This is a genomic window from Streptomyces sp. RLB3-17 (assembly GCF_007113425.2).
Taxonomy (GTDB): Bacteria; Actinomycetota; Actinomycetes; order Streptomycetales; family Streptomycetaceae; genus Streptomyces; species Streptomyces mirabilis_D.
The window spans coordinates 114,603-137,243 of record NZ_CP041610.2 but is presented as its reverse complement, the minus strand read 5'-3'; the positions used below and the strand labels follow the sequence as shown (position 1 = coordinate 137,243).

Here is a 22,641-nt window from a genome sequence, read left to right as displayed (position 1 = left end):
CCGCGAGAAGTCCGCACCTTCACCCACTGAATGTTCGAAAAATTTACCCAAGCCCTATTGACTCTTGGCGATTCCCGTGCAGGGTGATTACTAGGCCACAACACCGAAAGAGCCACAAAGTCGGTGAGGACGTCTAGTCGGCGGAGCGACCTGGACAGGATGTGGTTTAGGCCCCCGGCAAGCCGGCGCGATACCGAGGCAACAGTGACGACTGAAGCCTCAGGACACGTGCAGCACTACCGGGGACTGTTTTTGCCCTCGGAGCCTTCGCACGGGCCTGACCGCGGCGCGAAGGCTGTGCGACGCCCGCGCTTCGCGGAACCGAAGAGCGCCAAGTCTGTCGCCTGCGGCCGGATCGGTCAGTCTGCATCGATGTCGGGCTGGATCTCCACGGTGAAGGCCGCGTCCTCGGCACGTTCGCCTTCCTCGTCCTCCCAGACGATCACGCGTACGTGCCTCTGCCCGGTGCCGAGCACCTCCCACTCGGTCAACAGGTCGGTGACGACGAGGGCGGCGACGTACTCGGCGTCCTCTTTGGGATCGTCGGTGATGACGGTCCCCCGCCACCGCTCGGGATGGCCGCCGTAGGGGCGCCAGCCCTGCGAGCCGTGCGGCTCGTCGACCCGGTACACCCAACCCTTCTCGGTGCCCATGGCACCGATCCTTCCACTCAGGGCGCATCACGCGCCGGATCGGATCGACGTTCGCCGAGCGCCCGGCTATAACAACTGCCCCCATGGCATCGAGCTGGAGCATATGTGGGGACTTTCTCGTGACCCGGGCAGCTCGCTGGGGGTGGCTGCGACCGGGATGCGCGCCACGTGCTGTGGGATGACGCTGGATGCATGAAGGCCACGTGGTCCGGGATGATCCGGTTCGAGTCGGTCGCGCTGTCGATCAGGCTGTACGCCGCCACGGAGGAGCATCCCGTGCGCCTTCACGAGATCCATGCCACCGACGGCAGCCGCGTCGAGCACCGCCGCTTTTGCAAGGCCGAGAACCGGGAAATCCCGGACGAACAAGTCGGTAGGGGCTTCGCCCTGGGGGACGGGCGCATGGTGCCGCTCACGGACGAGGACCTGGCTCATCTGCCTCTGCCCACGACGCGGACCGTCGACGTGCTTGGTTTCGTGCCCTTCGAGGACATCGACCCGATCAGTTACGGGCGGCCGTACTACGTGGGTCCCGGACCGGGCGCCGACCGCCCCTACTCCCTGCTCGTCGAGGCGCTCGCGCGCACCGGCTACGTCGCCGTCTCCAAGGTAGCCCTCCGCGGCCGTGAGCGGCTGGCGCTGCTCCGCCCTCGCCACGGCATTTTCATCCTTCAGACCCTCCTGTGGCAGGACGAGCTGCGCGACCCCGGAGACCTCGCGCCCTCGACGCCGGTCACCGACCGGGAGCTGGAGCTGGCCGAGGTACTGATCCGGGAACTCACCGGCATCGACGTCGGCGCGGTGCACGACGAGTACGCCCACGCCCTTGAACAGCTCGTGGACATGAAGATCACCGGCGGTGAGCTTGCCGGGCCGGCGGAGGCCGCCCCGGCGCTGGACTTGATGGCGGCACTGGAGGAGAGCGTCCGGGCCGCCAAGCGGGCGCACCGACGCACATCGGCCCGGCCTCGGCCATAGGCCTTGTGGCCGTACAAGCGCCGTGGACGTTCGCTGTATCGGATGTTGTCTGGTGCGGTGCCGGGGCCCCAGCTGCGCGGGTCGGTGACGAGCCAGTGGTGCAGATGCTGCAGGCGCCATACGGAATCGAGGTGGTGGTGCTGGAAGGCGTCGGTGTCGGCGCCGTCGGGGATGACAGGTCTCGCGGGACACTGCGACGACGTCGAGACCCCCGCATCGGCTACCTGAGCGCAGCCGAACTGAACAAGTGGACCGGCCAGACCATAAAGTTGCTCACCGCGGACACCAGCGAGCCGGGCCCCGGGACGGACATGGCTATCGCGCTGCTGGCGATGCTCGCGCAGATGGAACGGATCTACATGCTGGAGCGTGCCGCCGGCGCGCGTGCCGCCAAAGAAGCCCACGGACTGCCGACCGGACGGCCCGCGAAACGCGACCACCCGCGCCGGAGCCGCCCAGCGGATTAGAGACGGTGCGATCCCCGAACAGGTCGCCGCAGAGCTCGGCGTCAGCCGCTCCAGGCTGTACCGAGAGCTACCCAAGCACCGCGAGAGGACCAGCCACGAAGGCTGATGAGTGATCCAAGCCGCATCCCTGTTGGTCAGCGATATCCGTTGCTTTCGCAGCGAGTACTGCCGGGACCCCAACACCTTGCGACGCGTGCTACCAGTGACGGACTCTGGTCGTAGTCGTCCACCGGCACGGGCGGAGTACACAGCTGCCCTACCTTGCTGCTCCTGTGGTCCGCGGGGTGCGAAATGAAAGTCGAACTGATCCAACAGGCTGCCAACGTGCTGTTCGGCGTCCCGGACGATGTGCATGAGGAGATCATCACGCTCATCACTGCTGTGACCCGGGCCCCGAAGCTACAGGGCCCGGAGCTGGCCGCAGTATTCGGTGAATGGTGCTGGCTTGTCTACACCAGCCACGGTGACGTGATCGAAGTGCTGGACGTCGGCTGCGCCCGGTGACATCAGCAGCGTGCGGGGCTCTTGCGCTGTGGTCTGGCGTGCTGGGCCTGTGCGTGGTCTTCCTCGGGGCCGTGTCCAGCGGCATCCGGCTCGTACTCATCAGCTGGTTCGTGATCGCCTCAGCGACTGCGGAGAGCGGGCAGGCCACGCTCCAGGTACTCCTGCGGGGTGTCCCAGTGGCCATGACCGCCAACCCTCTCGTGGCCGCAGCCGACACCACCGTCGCCGGCTTCCTCGCCGACCCCGCTTTCCGCTACCGTCACTCGGCCTTCCCCATCACCGACAAAATGCCTTGGGGTGCCGACCGCATGTGGGGTGCCTCCGATCCGGTGCCGACAGACGTCCCCCCGCTTATGGCTCCGCAGCGAAGCCGGAGGGGAAGTGGCCCGGTCAACTTGACCCGGTCCTGAAGGACCGGGCTTGCAGGTAGGGCGTGACTGGCTGCCGCGTAACCTCCCGCATCTGAGCCGCCTACGGTGAGGCGGCTGGGACGCGTGACTCACGCCCCGCTTTCCACGCGGTCTCGCCTTTGCGGGCGATGTTGCGGGAAGCGTTCAGGTCGGCGTGCGCAACGACGCCGCACGACCTGCATTGGAACCGGGCCTGCGAGGCCCGGTTCCGCTTGTCTACGTGGTTGCATTCGGAGCAGGTCTGGCTGGTGTATGCGGGGTCGACGTACACCAGGGGCACGCCGGCACGGCGGGCCTTGTAGGCCAGGAACTGCCCGAGCTGGGCGAATGCCCAGGAGTGCACCGCGGCCCGTTGGGGCCTTCTGAGCCGTACCCTCCCACGGATGCCGCCCAGATCTTCCAGGGCGATGCCGCGGGAGGTGCGTTCAGCCTCTGCCACGATGCGCTTCGAAATGACGTGATTGGTGTTGGCGGCGAACCGCCGTTCGCGCCGCGAGCGTTCCTTCAGTCGGCGCTTCGCGGACTTCGTACCCTTCTTCTGCAGCGTCGTGCGCAGGCGCAACTGCCGGGCCCGATACCGGTTCAGTCTCCGGCCTGCAAGAACCTCGCCGTCAGACGTTGTTGCGATGTTGACGATACCGAGGTCGACGCCGAGGAATCCGTCCGGATTCTCGTTGAGCTCGGCTTCGGGAACCTCACAGGTTGCGAGGAGGTAGAACTCGCCGTCGCGTTCGACGAGGTCCGACTCGCCTTTGCGGTACTCGCGCAGCGTCTTCAGCTGGTCGGTGGACCCGGTGAACCGGACGCCTTTGAGCCGACCGGCCGTCGTCCATATGGAAACGGTCCCTGCATCATGCTGCCAGCTCAGACACCGATCGTCATACGGCTGCGCGGCGCTGGCCCGGAACGCGATCGGCTTGGACTCGGCCTGTACCCGGCGCTTCGAGCGCGGCTTCCCGAGGTTGCCGGCTTTGATGTTCACGTGCAGCGTCGTGTACGCGTCACGGACCTTCTTTATGACATGCTGCGCCGCCTGGGCCCCTAACCCGCGGGCCTTGAGTTCGGCGTACGTGTGCTTCCGAAGCTCGTATTCGCGCGGAATGCCGCGAGCGAATGCCACCTGAGACACCGAGTTCGCGGCGGCGTTGCACTCGAGCAGGGTCGACCGCAGCGCGACCGCCTGCTCGGCGGCCGGCAGCAGCTTTGCCTGCACGACGATCTTCACGCGACGAACCGTACTCCTCGACACTGACAACAGGGCTAGTCTGTCCTGCAGTTGCCAATGTGCAACATCTCCCGAGATCAGCAATAGCCGCCCTGCCGGCCGCTTGGCTAGGCGCGCAGCGAAACGGCGCCGCTGCGCGGCGCCGTGGTTGAGGAGGCGATTCCTCCCGGGCCTGAAGGCCCGGGGTTCCTCGCCAGAAACAGCTGAAGAATGATCTTGTCTGTGGACTACCGCTCCGGACCTGCCCGAGCTTCCTGATGCTACGCACACCAGGCCGTCTGACATGCAGTTTTCATTAGGCGCGGGTCTCATTGGGGCCTCGCTCACGCGAGGCCCCACGACGGGATCAGACGGTGAGGACGAGCTTGCCCCGGAGGTGACCGCCGTCGAGCAGCCGGTGCGCGTCGGCGACGCGCTCGAACGGGAACGTCTCCTGCACGTGGACCCGGAGCCTGCCCTGTTCGACGAGTTCGACGAGACCTCGCAGGGCGACCGGATCGGGGTCGACCGCGATGCCGCTGAAGCGCATGCCCGCCGCCTCGTACTTGGCGATGAGCTCCGGATCCTCCTCGGCGACCGCCGTCACCAGATGACCGCCGGGGCGGAGCACTCCGAGCGACCGCTCGACGGTGTCGCCGCCGATCGTGTCGACCACGATGTCGATGTCGCGGACCGCCTCGGTGAAGTCGACCGCCGTGTAGTCGATCACCTCGTCGGCGCCGAACCCCTCGACGAACTTCCGCTTGCTCCCGCTGGCTGTCGCGATCACGTGCGCGCCGAGCGCTTTCGCGATCTGGATCGCGACGTGGCCGACCCCGCCACCACCGCCGTGGACCAGGACGCGGTCGCCCTCGGTCACGCCGCCGAGGTCGACGAGGCCCTGCCACGCCGTCAACCCGACGACCGGCAGCGCCGCCGCCTCGACGTGCGAGAGCGACGCCGGCTTGCGTGCCAGGTGCAACGCCGGCGCCGACACGACCTCGGCGTACGCGCTCGCCGCCCGCGGGAACAGCGGCATCCCGAACACCTCGTCGCCGGGCCTGAACCGCCACGTCTGCGGCGCCTCCTCGACCACGCCGCTGATGTCCCAGCCGAGAATGAACGGCGGTCGGCCGATCAGCGGGAACTCGCCGGCGCGCAGGCGCGCCTCCAGCGGGTTCAGCCCGATCGCCTTGACGCGGACGAGAACCTCGGTCGGGAGGGGATGGGGCTGGGGCGCGTCCACGATGGTGAGCACCTCGGGACCGCCGAGCGACTGCTGGGTGATGACTCGCATGACTCTCCTGGCTTGGGAGGGGGGAGAGAACCCAGGCTAGGTTTCCGATAGGAACCAGCAGGTACCTTAGGCGCCATGAGCGGTTTCGGTCCCGGCGATCCCTTTCTCGCCGACTGCCCGGCGCGTCTGACGGTCGAGCTGATCGCCGACAAGTGGACGGCGGTCGTGCTCTACGGCCTCAGCAAGGGCCCGGTGCGCCATGGCGAGCTGATCGAGCTGATCGGCGGCATCTCCCGCAAGATGCTCACCCAGACGCTCCGACGGCTCGAGGCGCACGGACTCATCCGCCGCCACGCCTACGCCGAGGTGCCGCCCCGCGTCGAGTACGAGCTCACCCCGCTCGGGGCAACGCTGATCGATCCGATCCACATGCTGACCGAATGGGCGAGGGCGAACGGCGACGCAGTGCTCGATGCGCTCGATGCCGATCCCGAGCCGGTCGTCCCTAGCGACTGAGGCTCCCGCCAAGGCACTGAATAACTCGGTATCTGCCCGGCCGCGCTCGGTCTGCAGGCTCTCGATGCGCGCCGCGAAGCGGGCGCTGACGGAGCTACCCCCGCAGGCTCGGGGACGACAGGGACAGCGTGTACCTGACGCTGGTCCGGTCGGAGCTACCCCCGCAGGTGCGGGGAAGACACTTCTTGACCTGCGGTGATGCTAGCAAGAGTGCCCGATTCCCTTCACCTGCCTCGCGATTGCAGGGGCCACTTTCAGGGGGCTTGCCAGCAGTCCGCCATGCGGATCGACTCTGGGTAAGTGCATCGGGAGGGCCGGGTGGTGGAGGAGGAGCGGTCGACGTCGAGGCCCCCGCAGGCGCAGGGACAACGCCTCGGCCGCAATCATGGCCATGGGTTACCTCCGAAATGCCCCTGCGGGCGCGGGGACGACACGGCGCCGTGCTCGCCGATCCACCACGTGAACGCGAGCTACCCCCGAGGGAGGCCTGAGGCCGCCGTCGCACCTGCCGCCTGCTGAGGGCAACCGACGAATAGGGCTCCCCAGGTGATGGAATACGTCGCTGGACGTCGCCCCTGACCGATAAGCCCTGCGTCGGCTTTGGGCGCGCAGCCCCTTCTACGCCGAGGCCCCCGCGGGCAACCGCCTGGAGTTCCTCCAGCCGCGGTATGCGGCCACGGTCACCTTGGCGAACAAGCCTGCGAAGGTGAGCGGGATCAGCGGGGAGAGCGCGCGGCCCAGCCGGTTCCAGCCGCCCTGATCCACCGGCACCCAAGACCCCCACGGTTCCTTGGCCACTTCCAGGGGCGCGCCGAAGACGGGCTCGGAGGAGAAACCGCTCGCCGTGATCCAGCGTTTCCCGCCGTCAGAGGCCGGCGCTGGATCCACGAACCCCCTGCAATCGAGGTCGGGATGACCGCCGCCCCGGGATGTCGTGGCTGGCGCGGACGCTTCGCAGTCCGTGACCCGCATGGTCAGCTGATGCCCGACCAGCCCCAAGCCCCTCTCTGACATCGTCGGGTGAGACGCCCCGAAATGATCAGATATTGTGGGCGGGCACGACAGGAGCATCACCCGCATGACCAGCACCAAGCCTTCCGAGCAGGATCCCGCGCCGCGGCCGAAGCGGCGCCGCTTCACCCCCGAGTACAAGCTGCGGATCGTCGCCGAGTACGACGCGGCCCCCACCGGGGACAAGGGCGCCATCCTGCGCCGGGAGCGGCTGTACCACTCCCACATCATCGAGTGGCGCCAGGCCAGGGACGCCGGCGCGCTGGAGAAGCTGACCGACCACCGCACCAGCCCCTCCCGCCCGAAGAAGCACCCTGCAGAGGCCGAGAACGACAAGCTGCGGCGGCGGGTGGAGCGCCTGGAGGAGGAGGTCGCGAAGCGGGACGCCGCGCTGGAGGTGCTGGGAAAAACACACGCGCTCTTGGAAGCACTCTCCAAGAGCGCGGACTGAAGGACGCCCTGGAGCCTCTCCTCCACGAGGCCGTGGAGGACCTGGCCCCGTATCTGGGCATCGTGGCTGCGTGTCGGATCACCGGACGCTCCCGGGCCACCCACCACCGGCGGCTGAACCCTGCCCCGCCCCGGGCGAAGACGCCGCGTCCGGCGCCGGTCAACGCACTGTCGGCCGTCGAGCGGCAGGCGGTGCTGGAGCTGATGAACCGGCCCGAGTACGTGGACCTGCCGCCCGCGCAGATCTACGCACGAGAGCTGGACGAGGGCCGCTACCACTGTTCCGAGCGCACCATGTACCGGATCCTGAAGGAGGCCGGGCAGGACGGTGAACGCCGCCGTCAGGCGACCCATCCGCCCCGCACGGTTCCCGAGCTGGTCGCCAACGGGCCCTCCGAGGTGTGGAGTTGGGACATCACACGCCTGGCAGGTCCGGCGAAGGGGGTCTGGTTCCACGGGTACGTGATCCTCGACATCTACTCCCGCTACGCCGTCGGCCACACCGTCGAGGCGGCCGAATCCGCCGCGCGGGCAGAGGAATTGATCCGTGAGGCGATCGACCGCAACGGCATCGTGCCGCACACCGTGCACGCCGACCGCGGCACCTCGATGACCTCCAGGCAGGTCTCCCAGATGCTCCTCGATCTCGGTGTGACCCGTAGCCACTCCAGGCCCAGGGTCAGCAACGACAACCCGTTCAGCGAGAGCCAGTTCCGCACCACGAAGTACCAGTCGGACTACCCCGAGCGCTTCGATTCCCTCGCCCACGCACGGGAGTGGATGGACGCGTTCATCTCGCACTACAACCACGTCCACCGGCATTCCGGGATCGGCTACCACACCCCCGCCAGCGTCCACTTCGGCACCGCCGAACTCGTCCGCGAGCAACGGGCAGCCACCCTCACAGTCGCGTTCGAGCAGCATCCCGAACGCTTCAACCGCCGGCCGGCGCCGCCGAAGATTCCTCAGCAGGCGTGGATCAACGACCCCGCACGACGGCGCGAACCACAGCAACACAGTTCATAGCCGCATATGCGTTTCATTTGACTTGACAGCTACCGAGCGCCCGACGGCCGAGACGGCCATGTAGACGGCGACACCGAAGAGGGAAAGGGCGATCACACCGCAGAGGACACTCCCGAAGGCCTGCTTCCGCCCCATGCGCACCGTAGTCTGCTTTGTCACCGTCCGATCGTACGAACCCACCGCTGGGACACTGGCAGCGCCCCTACGCCTTCCGGTGCCTTCCAGCCGCCGAGACACCGGCCATCAAGTACGCGGGATCCCTCTTTCCGGGACGCTACAAACCCGCGCGATCGCCTCGAATGAGTACTTCGGAACGTGGACGAAGACCTTCACCGACCCGAGGCTCGGCGCGGCCATCGTGGACCGCCTCACTTTCGGCGGCAACATCGTCGAGACCGGAACCGACTCCTACCGGTTAGCGCAGACCAGGGCCGAGCTGGACACAGCGGGCTGAGCCTATCGGCGGGGACGGGCACCCGTGATCGGCACGGCTGTCAGTGCCTGGATCTATGGTCAAGGCATGACTCCGACACGCCCTGCTGCATTGGACCGGACCAGAACCGGCAGCCGATGACCCGCGACGGCCGGGGCTTTGTCCGCCATGTCGAGCTCGATTCGAGCGTGGGCACCGGCCGCTACCCCTTCAGTCTGCCGGTCGTCACCCACCTCGCCAGCTTGGACAGGCTCGATCTGGACCCCGCGGTGACGTTCCTGGTCGGCGACAACGGCTCCGGCAAGTCCACCTTGATCGAGGCGCTGGCCACGGCCGCCGGGTTCAACGCCGAGGGCGGTTCCCGGTCCTTCCGGTTCGCCAGCCGGGCCACCGAGTCCAATCTGGGCGATCACCTGACTTTGTGCTGGAACCGAAGACCTCGCACGGGATTCTTCCTGCGCGCCGAGAGCTTCTACAACGTGGCCACCGAGATCGAGCGGCTGGACGAAGGCTCGGGGGAACTGATGCGCGCCTACGGCGGCCGGTCCCTACACGAACGCTCCCACGGCCAGTCGTTCCTGGATTTGGTCCACCACCGTTTCGGCCCGAACGGTCTCTACGTGCTGGACGAACCGGAGGCAGCCCTGTCGGTGCAGGGTTGCCTGGCGATGATGGTCCGGATCCGGGAACTCCTCCAACAAGGGTGCCAGTTCGTGGTGGCCACGCATTCGCCGATCCTGCTGGCCATGCCCGACGCACGGATCCTGCAGATCGAAAGCGGCGGCACCATCGAGCAGGTGGAATACGAGCAGGCCGAGCCTGTCGCTTTGACCCGCGCGTTCGTCAACCATCCTGACCGCTTCCTGGACCGCATGTTCGCCGAGGATGCATAGATCAGCCGGTTCGACGGCGCTCTCTGCCCGGACATTCAGGACGAGGCACACACGCGCCGACACCTCGTCACCAAGGGATGCAGTCGCGAGTACCGATTGCGCACGGCTGTGCGACTTCATTTCTCGACAACCCTTGCCAGCCCCGAGGCCAATAGGTGCCTCCCGAAGTGCGCAACAAACGCCTCCGTTGAGGACCTACGCAGCCAACCCCTGCAAGGGCGGGGGTGAGCCGTGAGGAACCCCGACATGACCGCAACCCAGCCGGTCCTCCCCGCGCACGCGGGGGTGAGCCGAGTTCTTCGACTGCTCGGCCACCAGGATGCCGTCCACGATCAGCACCGTGTTCTCTCCGGAACCGTCTGCGAGGCTGAAGTGCGAGCGACGGCCCGAGGTGGTCGACGATGCAGTCGGCCGCAGACAGCAGAACCCCACGGGGACCGCATCGTCGCCGTGTGGGCGGCCGGTGACGACCAGGAGCTGGACGATGCTTGGGTGGACCAGGTCATTGACCTCGGCAGCCAGTGGGGGCAGTACGATTACGTCACCAATATCCGCTTTGCCGCATGATCCGGTTGATTGCCCTGCATAACCCACATAATCTCCGGGTGCGATCGCATCTCGTCGCCCGCTGCTTGGGCCAGTGCCGTCGCTGGAGCTGTCGCGGATCGACTGGGTGATCGTCGGCGGCGAGAGCGGCTCGGCTCACAGAGCGCTGGACTTGGCCTGGGTTCGCGACATTCGAGACCAGTGTGTAGATCTTCGGGTAGCTCTGTTCTTCAAGCAGGTCGGTGGGCTGACCCCGAACGTCGGCGGCCGCCTGCTCGATGGCCGGACCTGGGATGAGTATCCCGATACGGCGGACATGGTGGGGATGTGACCCAGATGTGCGTCAAAGAGCCCTTGGGAGTGAGACCCCGGCCACGGAGACGTCGGCCGAGTTCGGCGGACGTCCCCAATAGCGGTGCCGGACGAGGAGACCACGGCCGACCGGATCAGCAAGTCGCCCTGTCGGCGATGGTGCTCGCGGCGGCCGGCTGTGACGCTACCGCGGGTAGTGACTGGCCTCTGTTCCCAGGACGTTCAGGAGGGCGAGTGCCTCGGCGCCAGGGGATCCCGGCGGCGCGCTGAAGAGCACGAGGTACTGGTCGCGGTCGGTGAGGGTGAGGGTGTCGCAGTCGACGGTGACCTCCCCGACGGTCGGGTGGCGGAAGGTCTTGGTGAGCATCGGCGCGGCCTGCACGTCGTGCCGTTCCCAGAGCCGGGCGAAGTCGGGGCTGGCATAGCGGAGTTCGTCGACGAGGCCGGTCACCGCGGGATCGGTGGGGTAGCGGGCGAGGGTGGTGTGGAGCTGCATCACGACGCCCAGCCGGAAGTCGGCGGCGTCGGAGATCCCGTAGAGCGTCGTATCGGCGGGCTGCGGTCCGGGGAAGGCCCGGCGCGCGAGGTTGCGGTCCTCGGGGGCGAGCGGGGCGAAGTCCTCCATGAGCGCGGCCGCGAGGTCGTTCCAGGCGAGGACCTCGCACGCGGCGGACATCACGAAGCCGGCCGTCTGCGGCAGCCGCTGAAGGAGCGCGAAGATGCTCGGGCTGACGTCGCGCCGGTGCAGTCCGGTACGGTTCGGCGCGGTGCCCGCGAGGACGTGGAGGTAGTCGGACTCTGCGTCGGTGAGCCGCAGCGCTCCCGCGATCGCGGCCAGGACGTCGCCCGAGGGGCGTGGCGCCCTGCCCTGCTCGAGGCGGATGTAGTACTCGGTGGAGATGTGGGCGAGGACTGCCACTTCCTCGCGGCGCAGACCTGGTGTGCGGCGTCGCGGGCCGGAGGGGAGACCGACGTCCTGCGGGCGGAGCCGCTCGCGGCGGCTGCGGAGGAACGCCCCGAGCTCCTGTTTGTTCATACGCCCAGTGTGCGCGCGGCGCGGCGGCGGATCCTGGTACAGCCTGTGCCTGTATCCGGTCCGGGTGCGGCCTGACGCTGTTTGGCATGACGAACAACACGAACACCACCGACAGCGCACCCGTCGGCCTGCTCACCCGCAAGGTCATCTTCATCACCGGGGCCAGCCGCGGCATCGGGGCGGCCGCGGCCCGGCTCTTCGCCTCCGAGGGCGCCGCCGTCGTGCTCGCCGCCCGCAGCACCGACGCCCTCGAGACCATCGTGAAGGAGATCCGAGCCGACGGCGGCTCCGCCGACGCCGTCACCCTGGACCTAGCAGACCCCGCGAGCATCCGCGCCGCTGTCGACCACGTCGAAAAGCTGCACGGACGGCTCGACGGCGCCTTCAACAACGGTGCGGTCCCTCAGCAGCAGTTCGGCCCGGTCGAGACCACCAGCGACGAGGACATCGACGAGCAGTTCGCCGTGAACTTCCGTTCGCACTGGACCGCCATGACCGCCGAGGCCGCGCTCATGCGGCGAGGCGGCGGCGGGGCGATCGTCAATACCTCGAGCATAGGCAGCCGCCGCGCGAACCCCGCCCTGCCCGCCTACGGTGCCATGAAGCGCGCCCTCAACAGCCTTACCGAGACCGCCGCGGTGAACTGGGCCGGTGACCGTGTCCGGGTCAACGGCATCACCCCCGGCGGGACCGCCACGGAGATGATCGACACCTGGGAGGCGGCGACTCCCGGCATCGTCGAGCAGATGACCGCGACGATCCCGCTTGGTCGGATGGCTGAGCCCCGGCAGATCGCCGAGGCGGCCGCGTGGCTGCTCAGCGACCGGGCCTCGTACGTGACCGGCGCGATCGTCCCGGTCGACGGCGGCGCCGGCGCCTAAATTCCCTGACCGGTCGCTGCGGCCACGCCAGCCGTCGCAGGTCAAACCCGTCCACAGATCGTTGTGCTCGATCAGCGTCCAGGCCGGGGCCGTGTGGGCATGCCCAGGTCCACAGTCCATGTCGCGGCGGCCCGGTGGGCCTGAGCGCGCTTGCTGCGCAGGAACCTCAGGGTGAGGTCGAGTCCTTCGACCTCACCGCGCCAGCCTTCGTCGATCGCGCGTTGGCGGCGGGCCAGCAGGTCGGCCTCCAGCTCGTCGAGCCGGGGCAGCATCCTGGGGTTGATCGACAGCATCGGGCATCGGATACAGGCGAGCTCATGCGCGCAGGGCGTGCCGTAAGGACGTCCGCAGGAGCCGAGTTCGACCTTGCGCTTGTCGAAGTGCTCCTGGAAGTCACTCCACTCCTCGTCAGTGGGTCGGCGGTACTCCGTCGGGGGCCGCTTGGCCCGGCGACGGTCGAGGAATTCGGTGTAGTGGGCGATGACGTCCTCGTCGAAGACTGCGACGTAGCCGCGGGTGGTCTGGATATCGAGGTGGCCGAGCAGGGCCGCGCCGATGTGAATGGGCAGGCCATTGTTGACCAGGTCGGTGGCGAACAGCCTGCGGAAGTCGTCCGGGGCGAAGCGGATCTCGGCGAACTGCGGGTGTGTGGGGATCAGGGCCTTGGCGGCGTTGTGCGGATCTGGCGGCGGCCGTGTCCGCGGCCGGCCTCGCGGGTGACGTCCGGGACAGCCCGCCAGGGCAGGCCGGCCAAGTGCTGGAGCAGGGTCGGCTGGTTGCCTTTGACGGTCAGCATCCAGTCGGCGCCGCGTTCGGCGAGGTAGGTGACGTGATCACGCTGGCAGTGCTGCGCGTCGACGGTGATCACGGTGCCGCGCAGAGTCTTGCCGTCGACCACGATCGCTTGTCACGTGGCCGGCTCCTCTGCGGTCGTGGCCCGGCCGGTGAGCAGGCCCGGATCCCGGGCCCTCAGCCGCTCCAGCCCACCGCCCAAGGGCACCCGTGGCCTCCTCGTTCATTCGGCACAGCGCACGCCCACCCCCACTCACATCACGGTAGGCCGGCGGATGAGCCCGGCCACCGCGCACACGGGAACCGGGTCCGGTATCGCGCGCGACGGCCCCAACCATGCTTGATGGCTGGGAATCAGCAGGTGCGGGAACTGGCGACAGAGGACCGAGCCCCGGAATGGAGGAGATGAAGGGCAATCCGCCCACACCAAATATCCTCCCAGGCTTGGGACTTGGCATGATTGTGGTGCTCGACCGAGTCGTCGCGGGCGACGAATACGTCGGCGACCAGCGTCGGAGGGAACAGGCCGTGCTCGACGACGCTGGGGGTGGCGCCGAGCAGCGCCGCCAGGCCCGCGAGGACGTCGTAGGCACAGTGGCGCGCTCCACCTGGACGCCATGAACCACGTTTGCTCCACAGTGTGTGGGTCGACGGTGGACGGGATGGGAGCTGAGGAGGGTAGCGGGTTGCTGTCGAATGCAGAGCCGGCCCGTCGGCCACGGCGTGACCTTCCAACTGCCCTCGGTTGCCGCGTCAACCGTCACCCTGCTCGATGTCCAGATGGATCGGACCCCGAAGAACGGGGCTGGGCCGGTACGGCGGCGGGTCGGCGACCAGCCTGGGTCGGTCGAGCCGGCGTACCAGCTCGGTCAGCGCGATCTGGGTTTCCCGCCGGGCCAGCGGGCCACCGAAGCACAGGTGGATGCCGCTGCCGAACCCCAGGTGCTGGTTGTCACGCCGATCCGGGTCGAATCGGTCCGGATCGTGGAAGCGCTTCGGATCGCGGCTGCCTGAGGCAAGCATGAGCATGATCTGCGAGCCCTTGGGGATGACGGTGTCGGCGACGGTGATGTCGCTGTACGCCGCCCGCCAGGGAATGATCTGCACGGGGGGCTCGTAGCGCAGCAGTTCCTCGACCAGCGGCACGACGAGGTCCGGTTCGTCGCGCAGTCGTTGCAGCACCTGCGGGTGGCGCAGCAGCGTCAGCATGCCGTTGGTGATGAGGTTGACGATGGTCTCATGGCCGGCGATGAGGAGCAGTTTGGCGGTGGCGACGATGTCGGCGTCGGCCATCCGACCGTCAGGCCCGTCGTCGTTGGCCAGCCGTGACAGCAAGTCGTCTCCCGGCCGGCCGTGGCGCTGTTCCACCAGCTCGCCGAGGCACTGGCGCAGATCTTTGCGGGCCTGTACGCCCTTGTCCAGTTTCTCCTTCGGGTCGGTCTTGGGGTCGTAGTCGATCGAGTTCATGATGTCGTTCACCCAGAGGTGGAACCTCGGCTCGTTCTCGCGTGGCACGCCGAGCAAGTGACAGATCACGGTTACGGGGAACGGGAAGGCGAAATCATCGACGACGTCGATCTGCTCCTTGCCCGCCAAATCGTCGATCAGGCTGCGGACGGTGACGGTCAGGAAACCTTCAAGTCCGGTCACCAGCCCAGGGGTGTGCGGGGGGCCGAAGTGACGCGTCGCCATACGCCGCAGGCGATCGTGCTCGGGCAAGTCCATGTGGATGAACGACGACGTGGCCCCTCCCTCGACCGAGGGCATCGGACGCGACAGATTGCGCACGTCGGAACTCAGATGCGGGTCATTCAGTATGTCCGTGATCTCGCGATAGGCGCTGATGACGTAGCTGCCGTCCTCCTGCCGAGCCACCGGCGTCCTGCGCAACTCGGCATACAACGGGTAGGGGTCGGCCCGGGCGGAGTAGTCGAAGATCCGTTGCAGCGTGCCGGGCGTCCCGGTCGCGGTCGTCCTGCCTTCCTCCTGCTGATGCCGGTGCACAGCCGTGACGCGACGCTCACCCGGGTCATGGCCTGTGACGACCGCCGTGGCGCCCTGCGCGAGCAGGGCGGGGCCGGGAAGGTCGACGGGCACTGGCTTCGCATCGAGGGGCTGGTCGGGCGTGGGGCAGGGGGGCGGGAAGGGGGCAGCTGTCTCGATCAACCGTCGGTAGTAGTCCAGCCACTTGCCGTTGTTGAAGCTCACGGCGGCCGTGACGCGGCCCCGATAGCCATATACGGTGACGAAACGGTGGTCGTCCAGCGATCCCTGGGTGACGACCACCTCGTCGGCGAAGGTCGGCACGCCGACGGACTTGATGTTGACGCCGAACTGGATCGACCAGAACAGTGGGATGGACAGGTGGGGTCGGCGGTCCGCCTGGGCGCTGACCATGTTGTGTGCCGCGACCTCTGCCTGCTCCACGGCGTTGGCCCAATGCTCCAGTGCGATGAGCCGGTATTCGTAGATGGGGTTCGGGCAACGTGCCACGTCTCCCGCGGCGAAGACGTCGTCGGCGACGCGGCCATGGATGTCGAGGGCGCGGCAACCCGTGTCACAGGTGATTCCCCACACGCCCGCCGCCAGTCCCGACTCCCGCAGCCACTCGGTGTTGCGGATGCTCCCGAGCGCCACCACCGCCACATCGGCGTCGATAGTGCTGCCGTCGGAGAAGTGGGCGCGGCGGAAGTGCCCCTGGGCGTCGCCTTCCAGCTGGGTGACTTTGACGCCGCAGCGCAGGTCGACGCCGTGGGCGCGCTGCATGTCCGACGCCACCTCGCCGACCATGGCGCCGAGTGCGCCGACCAGCGGGGCCGGTGCGAGTTCGGCGACGGTCACCGGGAGGTCCCGCTCGCGGCAGATGGAGGCGATCTCGGAGCCGGTGAATCCCGCACCGATGACCAGTACTCGGGAGGGCCCGGCGGCGAGGGCTCGCTGCAGGCTCTCGGCATGCTCGCGCGTACGTACGACGAACACGCCGTCCAGGGCCGCCTCGGACTCGACGAACCACGGCCGGGCCCGTACCCCGGTGGAGATCAGCACCCGGTCGAAGGGAACCTCGCGTCCGTCGGCGAGATGTACGTGGTTCGTCGTGAGGTCCAGCCCGCTGGCGGGCACGCCCAGCAGCCACTGCGCATCGATGCCACGACGGCGGGGCAAAGTGGTGCCGTCCGCCGGCACCCACCCGGTCAGTACCTGCTTGGACAGGGGAGGCCGGTCGTAGGGCTCGCCCAACTCATCACCGATCATGGTCAACGATCCGGTGAAACCCTCGTCTCGCAGAGCCTCCGCGGCCCGCAGCCCCGCCAGCGACGCCCCGACGATCACGATGCGGCCATCGCGCTTGAACGCACGCAGGTTGTCGGCACTGGTCATCACGGCGACGCCTCCACCGGTGCGTGCCGCGCATCCAGCTGGTCGACCAAGATCGCCTGAAACGGGCAGGCCGCCGCGGCACGTAGCACCTGGTTGCGCCGGGCGTCGTCGGGGTCCGGGTCGTACATGAGCGCTTTCTCACCGTGCATCCGGAACGCCTCCGGAGCCAGGAACGCGCGCTGCGCCTACCCCTCGCATCGGGAAAGATCAACGACAACTTTCACCCCGACCTCCACAGGGAGTGGGAGCTGCCGACCCTCAAGCCGGCGCCACTCCGGCGCGCAATGAGGGAGGATCCGGCCGCTGCCCACGCCTGCGAAGTGTGAGGGGGTGCACCGCGCTCGTCGGGTCTCCATGGAAAGAATTGATCATCGCGGCTAAGGGGATCGGCCCCTGGCTGGGGACGTATCCCTGGTTGCCGCTGCATTTTGATTACGTACGCGGCGCTCATTTGGATTGCCGTTTCGACAGAAACCGTGTGCCCAGATCGGGTGGCCGGTCCGGCCGGTCCGCCGCGCAGCAGGTCGGGGCGGGCATCCGCGAGGGCGAAGGCTCGCCTGAGCCCGGCGACAAGCGCGTCGTCGATGCGGCAGCGCTGTGCTCGTCGTTCACCCACGAGCCGCCCAAGACCCTCAAGGGCCAGATCGGCTACCTGATGAAGCAGCTCAAGTCGACCCGTGCCGTCGCCCAGGAGATCGGGGTGAGCCAGCGGTCGGTGGAGCGCTACCGCAGGGGCGAGCGCAAGCACCCGCCCAAGCACATTGCCGACAAGATCGACGCTGCGGTGCGGTCCCGCTGGCAGCCCCTGGTCCGCAAACGCCGGCGCAAGCAGGCCGCCGCCCCCGGCGGGATCACCGTGGCGACAAGGGCCCGCTTCGGCTACACCGCACCGGTCGGCACGACCGACGACGGCTCCTTCCGACGACTCACCGCGCACCTCCCCCCGGCGTACGCGCAACGCCTGTTCGACGCCCGCGACACGGGCGCCAGCGACCAGCAGATGCGCGAAATCATCGCCGTAGGTTTCAAAGACGTCTATTTTCAGGACGGCGGAAGCCGCGCTATGGGACTTTCGGACGTCACCCTCCACGACATTGATTACCTCGACCTGGATTACTGAATAGGGGAAAAGCGCGGCCACCACCGAAGGCCGCTTGCGCCGAAGCGCGATAGTTGTCACACAGGCAGGCTTCTGAACTTGTGATGTTGGTGCCGTTCGGCTGACAGCTGGTTGTCTGCACCGGTAGCCCTGGGGTGTGAGACCGCGTCTGAGATCTGCCGTTCCCCTGGACTGAGGGGGTCGTTGAGCCTCATGTGAGTGCTTCTGTGGGCGGGTATCCGTCGGACCTGACGGACGAACAGTGGGCGCTGGTGGAGCCGTTGCTGCCGCCAGCACGGGTGGGACCGAAGGGCGGTCGGCGGGAGAAGCATCCTAGGCGGCGAATCGTGGACGCGATCTTCTACGTTGTGCGGACCGGTTGCGCCTGGCGACAGCTGCCGAAGGACTTCGCGCCCTGGCCCACCGTGTACTGGTACTTCACCTGGTGGCACGACGACGGCACCGTCGAACGGATCCATGACGTCCTACGCGGTCGAGTCCGCGAGGCCGACGGGCGAGCCGCCGAGCCGAGCGCCGGGCTGATCGACTCGCAGTCCGTCCGCACTGCAGACACCGTGCCCGCCGCGACCCGGGGCTGCGACGCGGGCAAAAAGATCAAAGGACGCAAGCGATTCATCGTCACCGACACCCTCGGCCTGCTCCTGGCCGTCCACGTTGTTGCCGCGAACGTCCAGGACCGCGACGGCGGTCCTCGCCCGCTGCTCTGGACTCGCCTTGACCACCCGGGCGTCCTAAAAGTCTGGGCCGACCAGGGCTTCGCCGGCCGCTTGGTCGACTGGACCGCCATCATCCTCGGCCGCGAGCTGGAGATCGTCCGCAAATCCCCCGACCAGCGCGGTTTCCAGGTGCAACCCAAGCGGTGGGCTGTGGAGCGCACGTTCTCGTGGATCACCGCCCACCGGCGCCTTGCCCGGGACTACGAGACCAGCCCGGCACACTCGGAGTCGATGATCCGATGGGCGATGATCGACATCATGGTTCGCCGCCTCACACGCAGAGGAACGGCTTCACGGCCAGGGCCCCGACCGCTCACGCGGATCCCTTCTCGGTGATCAACGGTTCTGCTGATGCAAAATTGAGTCAGCCAGTGACGTCACCGGAAAGTGCGGCCTCCAACGCGAGCAGCTCCTCGTCAGTGAGCTGCGGAACAGTCCAGTCGTTGCCCTGCACATGTGCGAGGAACCGCTGGTCGAGCGCCACGTGATAACGCTCGACGTAGTAGGCCAGATCGGAGTGCCAGAGCCAGTGCCCGTCCGTAAGCAGGTGCCACCCGCCGATCACGGCATGGGAAGGGCTGAGGACATCGTGTACGAGTGTGGTCGCGGCGACCAGGACTGTGCCGTTCCGCAGGTACTCGACTAGCTCGCGGGCCTGTGCCGGCGCCTTATCGCGGACGGAGCCTCGGAGCGACGGCCCGTCTGGCCAGCCGCGCTCAAGCTCTCTGAAGTTCCCGACCACAGGAAATCTCTCGTCCATCCGCAGAGGCTAGGACATCTGCTCGTGCACGGTCGCCTCCCCAAGCTCGCGCCAGGCCCGGCGCCACCGCTCCACCGATCGCACGCTGACGCAGGGCAGTGGCAATCTCCGCGTTCTTCCGCCCGCCCTCGAAACGTTCCACGGCCTGGAACCGTAACCGCTCACGCGTGGTTCTCTCTGCGTCGGTCAGCCCGCCGCCCTGCGCGTACCTCAGACCGCGTTTGAGATCTCTGTCAGGAGTCCCATCGAAGGGGTCGCCGGGAAGACCTCGGCTCAGTGAAGTTCAGATCGCCAGGCTGGAGCGTGGTTGGAGCGCGGTCCGCTGGCTCACGGCTGGGCGGACCAGCGGTGGACGCTGGCACGGATCAAGACGCTGATCGACTCACTGTTCCGTGTCTCCTACACGGTCGAGGGCACCTGGCGGCTGCTGAAGCGGCGCCGCTGGAGCTGGCAGCAGCCCGCCCGGCGGCCGATCGAGCGCGATGACGACGCAGTCGAGGTGTGGAGGAAGGAGACCTGGCCGCGGGTAAGAGCACCGCGGCGGAGCGCGGGGCCTGGATCGCCTTCGAGGACGAGGCCGGGCAGTCGATGACTCCGCCGCGTGCCAGGACCTGGGGCCGGATCGGCCAGACCCCGGTCGTGAGGGTGAGGGGCCGAGGCTCCGGGCGGGTGTCGATGGCGGGCATGGCCTGCTACAAGCCGGGCGAGCGGTCCCGGCTGATCTACGCGATTCGCGAGTACCGGGGCCGCAGGGACGAGCCGAAGGGCTTCGGCTGGCGCGAGTTCCGCGACCTGATCGTCCGCGCCCGTATCCAACTCGGCGGCCCGATCGTGCTGGTCTGGGACAACGTCCGCCTGCACCTGACGGCTGGCATGTGGGAGTTCATCGCCGCGAACGCCGAGTGGCTCACCGTGTTCCAGCTGCCCACCTATGCCCCGGACCTCAACCCGCAGGAAGGCGTGTGGTCGCTGGTCAAGCGCGACATCGGCAATCTCGCCGCGGCCGACCTCGGTCAGATCACCCGGGCCGTGAAGCGCAAGCTCAAGATGCTGCAGTACCGCCCCGAAGTGATCGACGGCTGCCTTGCGGGCACCGGTATGGCCCTTTGATCGAAGCAGCGCGCAGTCAAGAACAATCTGAGCGGTAGGCGAAGGGCCTGTCGGAGCAGCTGGTGCATTCGAACAGGTAGATGCCGCCCATGTCGCCGAGCATGAGCCCAGGGGGGCATTGGATCTCGGTGCGTTGTTCGTATGGAAGGTCCCAGATGGTTCCCATGGCCGGGGTGTCCTCGATGGGCAGCCACGTGCGCCAACTCTCGCCATCGAACTCGTTGCTGCTGATCGTCAGGAGGTGCTCCATGCGCACACGGCATGTCGGGCACGTCGGCCAGTTGGGCTCCTGCGTCCACGTCGGATACCCGCCGACCTTGACGCCGTCCGACACGGAGAGGTGGGACCAGTAGGACCAGCCGGTTTCCTCCTCCAGCTGTTCGAACCTGGCTTCGAGCGCGTTGGCGACCTCGTCCGGGAGGTCCCAGTTGGGGTAGTCGGTGACACGCTCAGGGTGCAGGACGCACGGGTCCGGAAGGTAGTCGTTGTCAGCGCCGGTCGGGCGGGGTCGGTTGGCCGGCTGCAGGTCGCTCAGGGAGCCGTCTCGCCAATAGATCTCGGGGCGGGGAACGTAACCGTCCTCGTGATCGAAGGGGCACCACAGCACCTGCAGCAGATCGGTGGCGCTGGGGAAGGCCAGGTCAGGCACATCGGCCGCGAAGAGCTGGAGGACCGGGACGAGCGGGATCGGTCCCTGGGCGGGAGGGGAGAACGCCGTGCGCGGGTGGTCGTCCTCGCAGTGGGGCCAGGGCTCCGAGAGCGGCCAGAGCACGGGTCCGCCGAGCGAGCTTTCCCGCGCGCTCGGATCGCCGAGGCGCGGATGCAGGCGAACGGCCGTCTTCCGATAGCTGGCCACCTCAGGGAACAGCGTCTCGACATCGAGCGGACGTGGCGGGGTGGTGCGAGCCATCGGAGTGCTCCTCACAGACCAAAGCGTTGGCTTGGCCACGGACGAGGCCGCGGTGGGCTGAGAGTAGCCGCACGGTCCGTCGGATCCGGCAGCAGGCCCCGTTCTCGGTCACGGGGCAGCGCGCGGTCGGCCCTGACAACACCCGACATCACGAGTTCAAGTTCAGTTGTTGTCACCTGCGAGGTTTGACGCCGGAAGGTCGTTCTCTCAACTCTTGACGGCCTCTGCGATCTGCTGGGCGGCCTGGGCGGGTGTGAGGTGCGTGGTGTCCACGACCTCGGCCTCGGCGTGCAGCCACGTGCGGGCCGCCTCGGCGTAGGGCTCAAGGTATTGGAGACGGAACGGGGAGTTGGGGCCAAGAACGGTGTCGCCCGCGATGCGCCCGCGGAGGGTGTTCTGGTCGGCATGGAGGACGAAGTGCCGGACCGGAATGGCGTGCTGGGCAAGGCCCGAGCTGATCTCGCGCCAGTACTGCTCGATCAGGACCGTCATGGGCATCACCAGGGTGCCGCCGGTGTAGTCGAGGACGCGTCGGGCGGTCTCGACCACGAGCGGCCGCCACGGCGGCCAGTGCTGGAAGTTGCCCGTCCAGGGCAGCCCTGGCGTGATGTCCATGAGTGTCTCGCCGACTTTCTCGGCGTCGAACACCCGTGAGTCCGGGATCAGCTGCTGCACGAGCGCACCGGTCGTCGTCTTGCCTGCGCCGTGGGTGCCGTTGAGCCATACGATCATGGACTTGACGCTAGCGTCGTGCGGGCCGCGGGGACAGGCAGAAATGGGCGTGTGTGACAAGTCGGATGCCTCGCCTGTGACAACCAGGATGCTTCGAGCGATCCCTTTTGCCAGCTCGCTCAACCCCGCTAGTGACAACTCCTGACCTTCGGCTTCACCGCTACAGGTGCTGCGTAGACAAGCGCCAGCCGCAGCTCTGGGACGGCAAGGAAGTCTGGGACACCCAGGAGGAGTTCTCCCTCGACGCGGTCGATGCCTGGACGGCCGGTGTCCAGGTCCTGGAAGCGTGGGTTGATGAACACGAGGACGCACGGCAGGACCCGGACGCCTTCCGGGTCCGCGTCTGGAAGGTCGACCTGAAGGAGCTGAGCGACCCGTTCAAGACCGTCCCGTTCGGCGGCCCGGCCGAGGTCGTCGCGTGTCACGACCTGTACGACGCCAAGTCCGAACAGGCCATGAACGACGCCGTCTGATGGCCGGACGCTGCACCGCGGCCACCCCGCTTCCAGCGGGGCAGCGAATGACGGCCGAAGCCCTCATCAGTTCCGGTGACGGCGGCTACGGTG

The 22,641-nt window shown here is 67.7% G+C and carries 26 protein-coding genes and 6 pseudogenes; 17 read left to right on the top strand and 15 right to left on the bottom strand.

All coding sequences use genetic code 11. The features are described from left to right. Positions 1 to 359 precede the first annotated feature (359 nt). Positions 360 to 653, bottom strand: coding sequence for a hypothetical protein (locus FNV62_RS00730; protein ID WP_097288525.1), 294 nt, complete (start codon positions 651 to 653; stop codon positions 360 to 362). Positions 654 to 845: 192 nt separating this feature from the next. On the opposite strand from FNV62_RS00730, the gene FNV62_RS00725 reads away from it, so the two are divergent. From FNV62_RS00725 to FNV62_RS00710, 4 genes are all read left to right on the top strand, one after another. Next, complete coding sequence (locus FNV62_RS00725) at positions 846 to 1,631, top strand: Ku protein (protein WP_144314447.1); 786 nt, start codon at positions 846 to 848, stop codon at positions 1,629 to 1,631. Between the two features lie 98 nt (positions 1,632 to 1,729). Next, complete coding sequence (locus FNV62_RS00720) at positions 1,730 to 2,098, top strand: hypothetical protein (protein WP_144314446.1); 369 nt, start codon at positions 1,730 to 1,732, stop codon at positions 2,096 to 2,098. Next, positions 2,001 to 2,204, top strand: coding sequence for a helix-turn-helix domain-containing protein (locus FNV62_RS57825; RefSeq protein ID WP_144314445.1), 204 nt, complete (start codon positions 2,001 to 2,003; stop codon positions 2,202 to 2,204). Before FNV62_RS00720 ends, FNV62_RS57825 begins: the two co-directional genes overlap by 98 nt. Before the next feature lie 185 nt (positions 2,205 to 2,389). Continuing rightward, positions 2,390 to 2,602 (top strand): hypothetical protein, encoded by a 213-nt coding sequence (locus tag FNV62_RS00710; RefSeq protein WP_097288527.1) that lies wholly within the window; start codon positions 2,390 to 2,392, stop codon positions 2,600 to 2,602. Positions 2,603 to 3,073: 471 nt separating this feature from the next. On the opposite strand, the gene FNV62_RS00705 is transcribed toward FNV62_RS00710, so the two are convergent. Together FNV62_RS00705 and FNV62_RS00700 are read right to left on the bottom strand one after the other, a co-directional pair. Beyond that, on the bottom strand, positions 3,074 to 4,237 hold the full coding sequence (locus tag FNV62_RS00705; RefSeq protein ID WP_143599539.1) for an RNA-guided endonuclease InsQ/TnpB family protein: 1,164 nt from the start codon (positions 4,235 to 4,237) through the stop codon (positions 3,074 to 3,076). Positions 4,238 to 4,583: 346 nt separating this feature from the next. Continuing rightward, entirely contained in the window at positions 4,584 to 5,513 is a 930-nt protein-coding gene (locus FNV62_RS00700) for an NADP-dependent oxidoreductase (protein ID WP_143599538.1), read from the bottom strand. Positions 5,514 to 5,588: 75 nt separating this feature from the next. Between FNV62_RS00700 and FNV62_RS00695 the strand changes: the two genes are divergently transcribed. Continuing rightward, on the top strand, positions 5,589 to 5,969 hold the full coding sequence (locus FNV62_RS00695) for a winged helix-turn-helix transcriptional regulator (protein WP_143599537.1): 381 nt from the start codon (positions 5,589 to 5,591) through the stop codon (positions 5,967 to 5,969). A 618-nt stretch (positions 5,970 to 6,587) separates the two neighbouring features. Here the strand turns inward: FNV62_RS00695 and FNV62_RS00690 are convergent. After that, a complete protein-coding gene (locus FNV62_RS00690; protein ID WP_144314444.1) occupies positions 6,588 to 6,857 on the bottom strand; it encodes a hypothetical protein in 270 nt (89 codons plus the stop codon). Between the two features lie 190 nt (positions 6,858 to 7,047). On the opposite strand from FNV62_RS00690, the gene FNV62_RS00685 reads away from it, so the two are divergent. From FNV62_RS00685 to FNV62_RS00675, 3 genes and pseudogenes are all read left to right on the top strand, one after another. Next, positions 7,048 to 8,456, top strand: a protein-coding gene (locus FNV62_RS00685) for an IS3 family transposase (RefSeq protein WP_399221741.1) whose coding sequence is annotated in 2 segments (ribosomal slippage) — positions 7,048 to 7,414 and positions 7,414 to 8,456 — 1,410 coding nt in all. Because the reading frame shifts where the segments join, the coding sequence is not laid out codon by codon here. 286 nt (positions 8,457 to 8,742) lie between these two features. After that, a pseudogene (locus FNV62_RS55090) lies at positions 8,743 to 8,910 on the top strand (ATP-binding protein); the annotation flags it as partial. Positions 8,911 to 9,026: 116 nt separating this feature from the next. After that, entirely contained in the window at positions 9,027 to 9,782 is a 756-nt protein-coding gene (locus tag FNV62_RS00675) for an AAA family ATPase (protein WP_143606445.1), read from the top strand. A 294-nt stretch (positions 9,783 to 10,076) separates the two neighbouring features. Here the strand turns inward: FNV62_RS00675 and FNV62_RS00670 are convergent. Next, positions 10,077 to 10,236: pseudogene (locus FNV62_RS00670) on the bottom strand (IS5/IS1182 family transposase); the annotation flags it as partial. Here FNV62_RS00670 and FNV62_RS54425 point away from each other — a divergent pair. Together FNV62_RS54425 and FNV62_RS00665 are read left to right on the top strand one after the other, a co-directional pair. Beyond that, positions 10,218 to 10,349 (top strand): annotated as a pseudogene (locus FNV62_RS54425) (transcriptional regulator); the annotation flags it as partial. The pseudogenes FNV62_RS00670 and FNV62_RS54425 overlap by 19 nt on opposite strands. Positions 10,350 to 10,392: 43 nt before the next feature. Then, the gene (locus FNV62_RS00665; RefSeq protein WP_144314442.1) at positions 10,393 to 10,659 is read left to right on the top strand and encodes a DUF5131 family protein; all 267 of its coding nucleotides are present in this window, start codon (positions 10,393 to 10,395) and stop codon (positions 10,657 to 10,659) included. Between the two features lie 165 nt (positions 10,660 to 10,824). Here FNV62_RS00665 and FNV62_RS00660 read toward each other — a convergent pair whose 3' ends face one another. Beyond that, positions 10,825 to 11,676, bottom strand: a complete 852-nt coding sequence (locus tag FNV62_RS00660) for a helix-turn-helix transcriptional regulator (protein ID WP_144314441.1) — start codon at positions 11,674 to 11,676, stop codon at positions 10,825 to 10,827. 86 nt (positions 11,677 to 11,762) lie between these two features. On the opposite strand from FNV62_RS00660, the gene FNV62_RS00655 reads away from it, so the two are divergent. Next, entirely contained in the window at positions 11,763 to 12,557 is a 795-nt protein-coding gene (locus FNV62_RS00655) for an SDR family NAD(P)-dependent oxidoreductase (RefSeq protein WP_143606442.1), read from the top strand. A gap of 71 nt (positions 12,558 to 12,628) precedes the next feature. Here FNV62_RS00655 and FNV62_RS55085 read toward each other — a convergent pair whose 3' ends face one another. From FNV62_RS55085 to FNV62_RS00645, 3 genes and pseudogenes are all read right to left on the bottom strand, one after another. Then, on the bottom strand, positions 12,629 to 12,850 hold the full coding sequence (locus tag FNV62_RS55085) for a recombinase (protein ID WP_225900070.1): 222 nt from the start codon (positions 12,848 to 12,850) through the stop codon (positions 12,629 to 12,631). A 210-nt stretch (positions 12,851 to 13,060) separates the two neighbouring features. After that, positions 13,061 to 13,186, bottom strand: a pseudogene (locus tag FNV62_RS55080) (tyrosine-type recombinase/integrase); the annotation flags it as partial. 26 nt (positions 13,187 to 13,212) lie between these two features. Next, on the bottom strand, positions 13,213 to 13,455 hold the full coding sequence (locus FNV62_RS00645; protein ID WP_205523099.1) for a hypothetical protein: 243 nt from the start codon (positions 13,453 to 13,455) through the stop codon (positions 13,213 to 13,215). A 338-nt stretch (positions 13,456 to 13,793) separates the two neighbouring features. Here FNV62_RS00645 and FNV62_RS00640 point away from each other — a divergent pair, with 338 nt between their 5' ends. Beyond that, positions 13,794 to 13,970, top strand: coding sequence for a hypothetical protein (locus tag FNV62_RS00640; protein ID WP_164657581.1), 177 nt, complete (start codon positions 13,794 to 13,796; stop codon positions 13,968 to 13,970). A gap of 132 nt (positions 13,971 to 14,102) precedes the next feature. On the opposite strand, the pseudogene FNV62_RS00635 reads toward FNV62_RS00640, so the two are convergent. The 3 genes and pseudogenes from FNV62_RS00635 to FNV62_RS00625 all read right to left on the bottom strand — a co-directional run. Further along, positions 14,103 to 15,071, bottom strand: a pseudogene (locus FNV62_RS00635) (cytochrome P450); the annotation flags it as partial. A 288-nt stretch (positions 15,072 to 15,359) separates the two neighbouring features. Then, positions 15,360 to 16,727 (bottom strand): annotated as a pseudogene (locus FNV62_RS00630) (NAD(P)/FAD-dependent oxidoreductase); the annotation flags it as partial. After that, on the bottom strand, positions 16,727 to 16,855 hold the full coding sequence (locus tag FNV62_RS00625; RefSeq protein WP_375336670.1) for a ferredoxin reductase: 129 nt from the start codon (positions 16,853 to 16,855) through the stop codon (positions 16,727 to 16,729). The pseudogene FNV62_RS00630 and the gene FNV62_RS00625, both read right to left, overlap by 1 nt. Positions 16,856 to 17,322: 467 nt before the next feature. Here FNV62_RS00625 and tpg point away from each other — a divergent pair, with 467 nt between their 5' ends. Together tpg and FNV62_RS00615 are read left to right on the top strand one after the other, a co-directional pair. After that, entirely contained in the window at positions 17,323 to 17,847 is a 525-nt protein-coding gene (gene tpg / locus FNV62_RS00620; protein WP_143610923.1) for a telomere-protecting terminal protein Tpg, read from the top strand. 194 nt (positions 17,848 to 18,041) lie between these two features. Continuing rightward, on the top strand, positions 18,042 to 18,899 hold the full coding sequence (locus FNV62_RS00615) for an IS5 family transposase (RefSeq protein WP_143606441.1): 858 nt from the start codon (positions 18,042 to 18,044) through the stop codon (positions 18,897 to 18,899). 28 nt (positions 18,900 to 18,927) lie between these two features. Here FNV62_RS00615 and FNV62_RS00610 read toward each other — a convergent pair whose 3' ends face one another. Next, complete coding sequence (locus FNV62_RS00610) at positions 18,928 to 19,323, bottom strand: hypothetical protein (RefSeq protein ID WP_143606440.1); 396 nt, start codon at positions 19,321 to 19,323, stop codon at positions 18,928 to 18,930. 307 nt (positions 19,324 to 19,630) lie between these two features. Here FNV62_RS00610 and FNV62_RS00605 point away from each other — a divergent pair, with 307 nt between their 5' ends. Together FNV62_RS00605 and FNV62_RS00600 are read left to right on the top strand one after the other, a co-directional pair. Continuing rightward, entirely contained in the window at positions 19,631 to 19,915 is a 285-nt protein-coding gene (locus FNV62_RS00605; RefSeq protein WP_225900069.1) for a helix-turn-helix domain-containing protein, read from the top strand. Continuing rightward, positions 19,912 to 20,433 carry a transposase gene (locus FNV62_RS00600; RefSeq protein ID WP_263986817.1) on the top strand — a complete coding sequence of 174 codons (522 nt, stop codon included), beginning with the start codon at positions 19,912 to 19,914 and terminating at the stop codon, positions 20,431 to 20,433. The genes FNV62_RS00605 and FNV62_RS00600 overlap by 4 nt, the downstream gene beginning before the upstream one ends. 16 nt (positions 20,434 to 20,449) lie before the next feature. On the opposite strand, the gene FNV62_RS00595 is transcribed toward FNV62_RS00600, so the two are convergent. Together FNV62_RS00595 and FNV62_RS00590 are read right to left on the bottom strand one after the other, a co-directional pair. Next, positions 20,450 to 21,343, bottom strand: a complete 894-nt coding sequence (locus FNV62_RS00595) for a DUF1963 domain-containing protein (RefSeq protein ID WP_143606439.1) — start codon at positions 21,341 to 21,343, stop codon at positions 20,450 to 20,452. 207 nt (positions 21,344 to 21,550) lie between these two features. Beyond that, positions 21,551 to 22,075 (bottom strand): ATP-binding protein, encoded by a 525-nt coding sequence (locus FNV62_RS00590; RefSeq protein ID WP_144079295.1) that lies wholly within the window; start codon positions 22,073 to 22,075, stop codon positions 21,551 to 21,553. A 131-nt stretch (positions 22,076 to 22,206) separates the two neighbouring features. On the opposite strand from FNV62_RS00590, the gene FNV62_RS00585 reads away from it, so the two are divergent. Further along, positions 22,207 to 22,548: a hypothetical protein gene (locus tag FNV62_RS00585; RefSeq protein WP_143611831.1), complete on the top strand. Its 342-nt coding sequence runs from the start codon at positions 22,207 to 22,209 to the stop codon at positions 22,546 to 22,548. The last annotated feature ends 93 nt before the right edge of the window (positions 22,549 to 22,641 follow it).

What these genes read in the sequence shown, in the direction of transcription:
- FNV62_RS00730 (WP_097288525.1), bottom strand. Translation starts at nt 653, where the DNA reads ATGGGCACCGAGAAGGGTTGGGTGTACCGGGTCGACGAGCCGCACGGC.
- FNV62_RS00725 (WP_144314447.1), top strand. Translation starts at nt 846, where the DNA reads ATGAAGGCCACGTGGTCCGGGATGATCCGGTTCGAGTCGGTCGCGCTG.
- FNV62_RS00710 (WP_097288527.1), top strand. Translation starts at nt 2,390, where the DNA reads ATGAAAGTCGAACTGATCCAACAGGCTGCCAACGTGCTGTTCGGCGTC.
- FNV62_RS00700 (WP_143599538.1), bottom strand. Translation starts at nt 5,513, where the DNA reads ATGCGAGTCATCACCCAGCAGTCGCTCGGCGGTCCCGAGGTGCTCACC.
- FNV62_RS00695 (WP_143599537.1), top strand. Translation starts at nt 5,589, where the DNA reads ATGAGCGGTTTCGGTCCCGGCGATCCCTTTCTCGCCGACTGCCCGGCG.
- FNV62_RS00675 (WP_143606445.1), top strand. Translation starts at nt 9,027, where the DNA reads ATGACCCGCGACGGCCGGGGCTTTGTCCGCCATGTCGAGCTCGATTCG.
- FNV62_RS00660 (WP_144314441.1), bottom strand. Translation starts at nt 11,676, where the DNA reads ATGAACAAACAGGAGCTCGGGGCGTTCCTCCGCAGCCGCCGCGAGCGG.
- FNV62_RS00655 (WP_143606442.1), top strand. Translation starts at nt 11,763, where the DNA reads ATGACGAACAACACGAACACCACCGACAGCGCACCCGTCGGCCTGCTC.
- FNV62_RS55085 (WP_225900070.1), bottom strand. Translation starts at nt 12,850, where the DNA reads ATGCTGTCGATCAACCCCAGGATGCTGCCCCGGCTCGACGAGCTGGAG.
- FNV62_RS00625 (WP_375336670.1), bottom strand. Translation starts at nt 16,855, where the DNA reads ATGTACGACCCGGACCCCGACGACGCCCGGCGCAACCAGGTGCTACGT.
- FNV62_RS00610 (WP_143606440.1), bottom strand. Translation starts at nt 19,323, where the DNA reads ATGGACGAGAGATTTCCTGTGGTCGGGAACTTCAGAGAGCTTGAGCGC.
- FNV62_RS00600 (WP_263986817.1), top strand. Translation starts at nt 19,912, where the DNA reads ATGACTCCGCCGCGTGCCAGGACCTGGGGCCGGATCGGCCAGACCCCG.
- FNV62_RS00595 (WP_143606439.1), bottom strand. Translation starts at nt 21,343, where the DNA reads ATGGCTCGCACCACCCCGCCACGTCCGCTCGATGTCGAGACGCTGTTC.
- FNV62_RS00590 (WP_144079295.1), bottom strand. Translation starts at nt 22,075, where the DNA reads ATGATCGTATGGCTCAACGGCACCCACGGCGCAGGCAAGACGACGACC.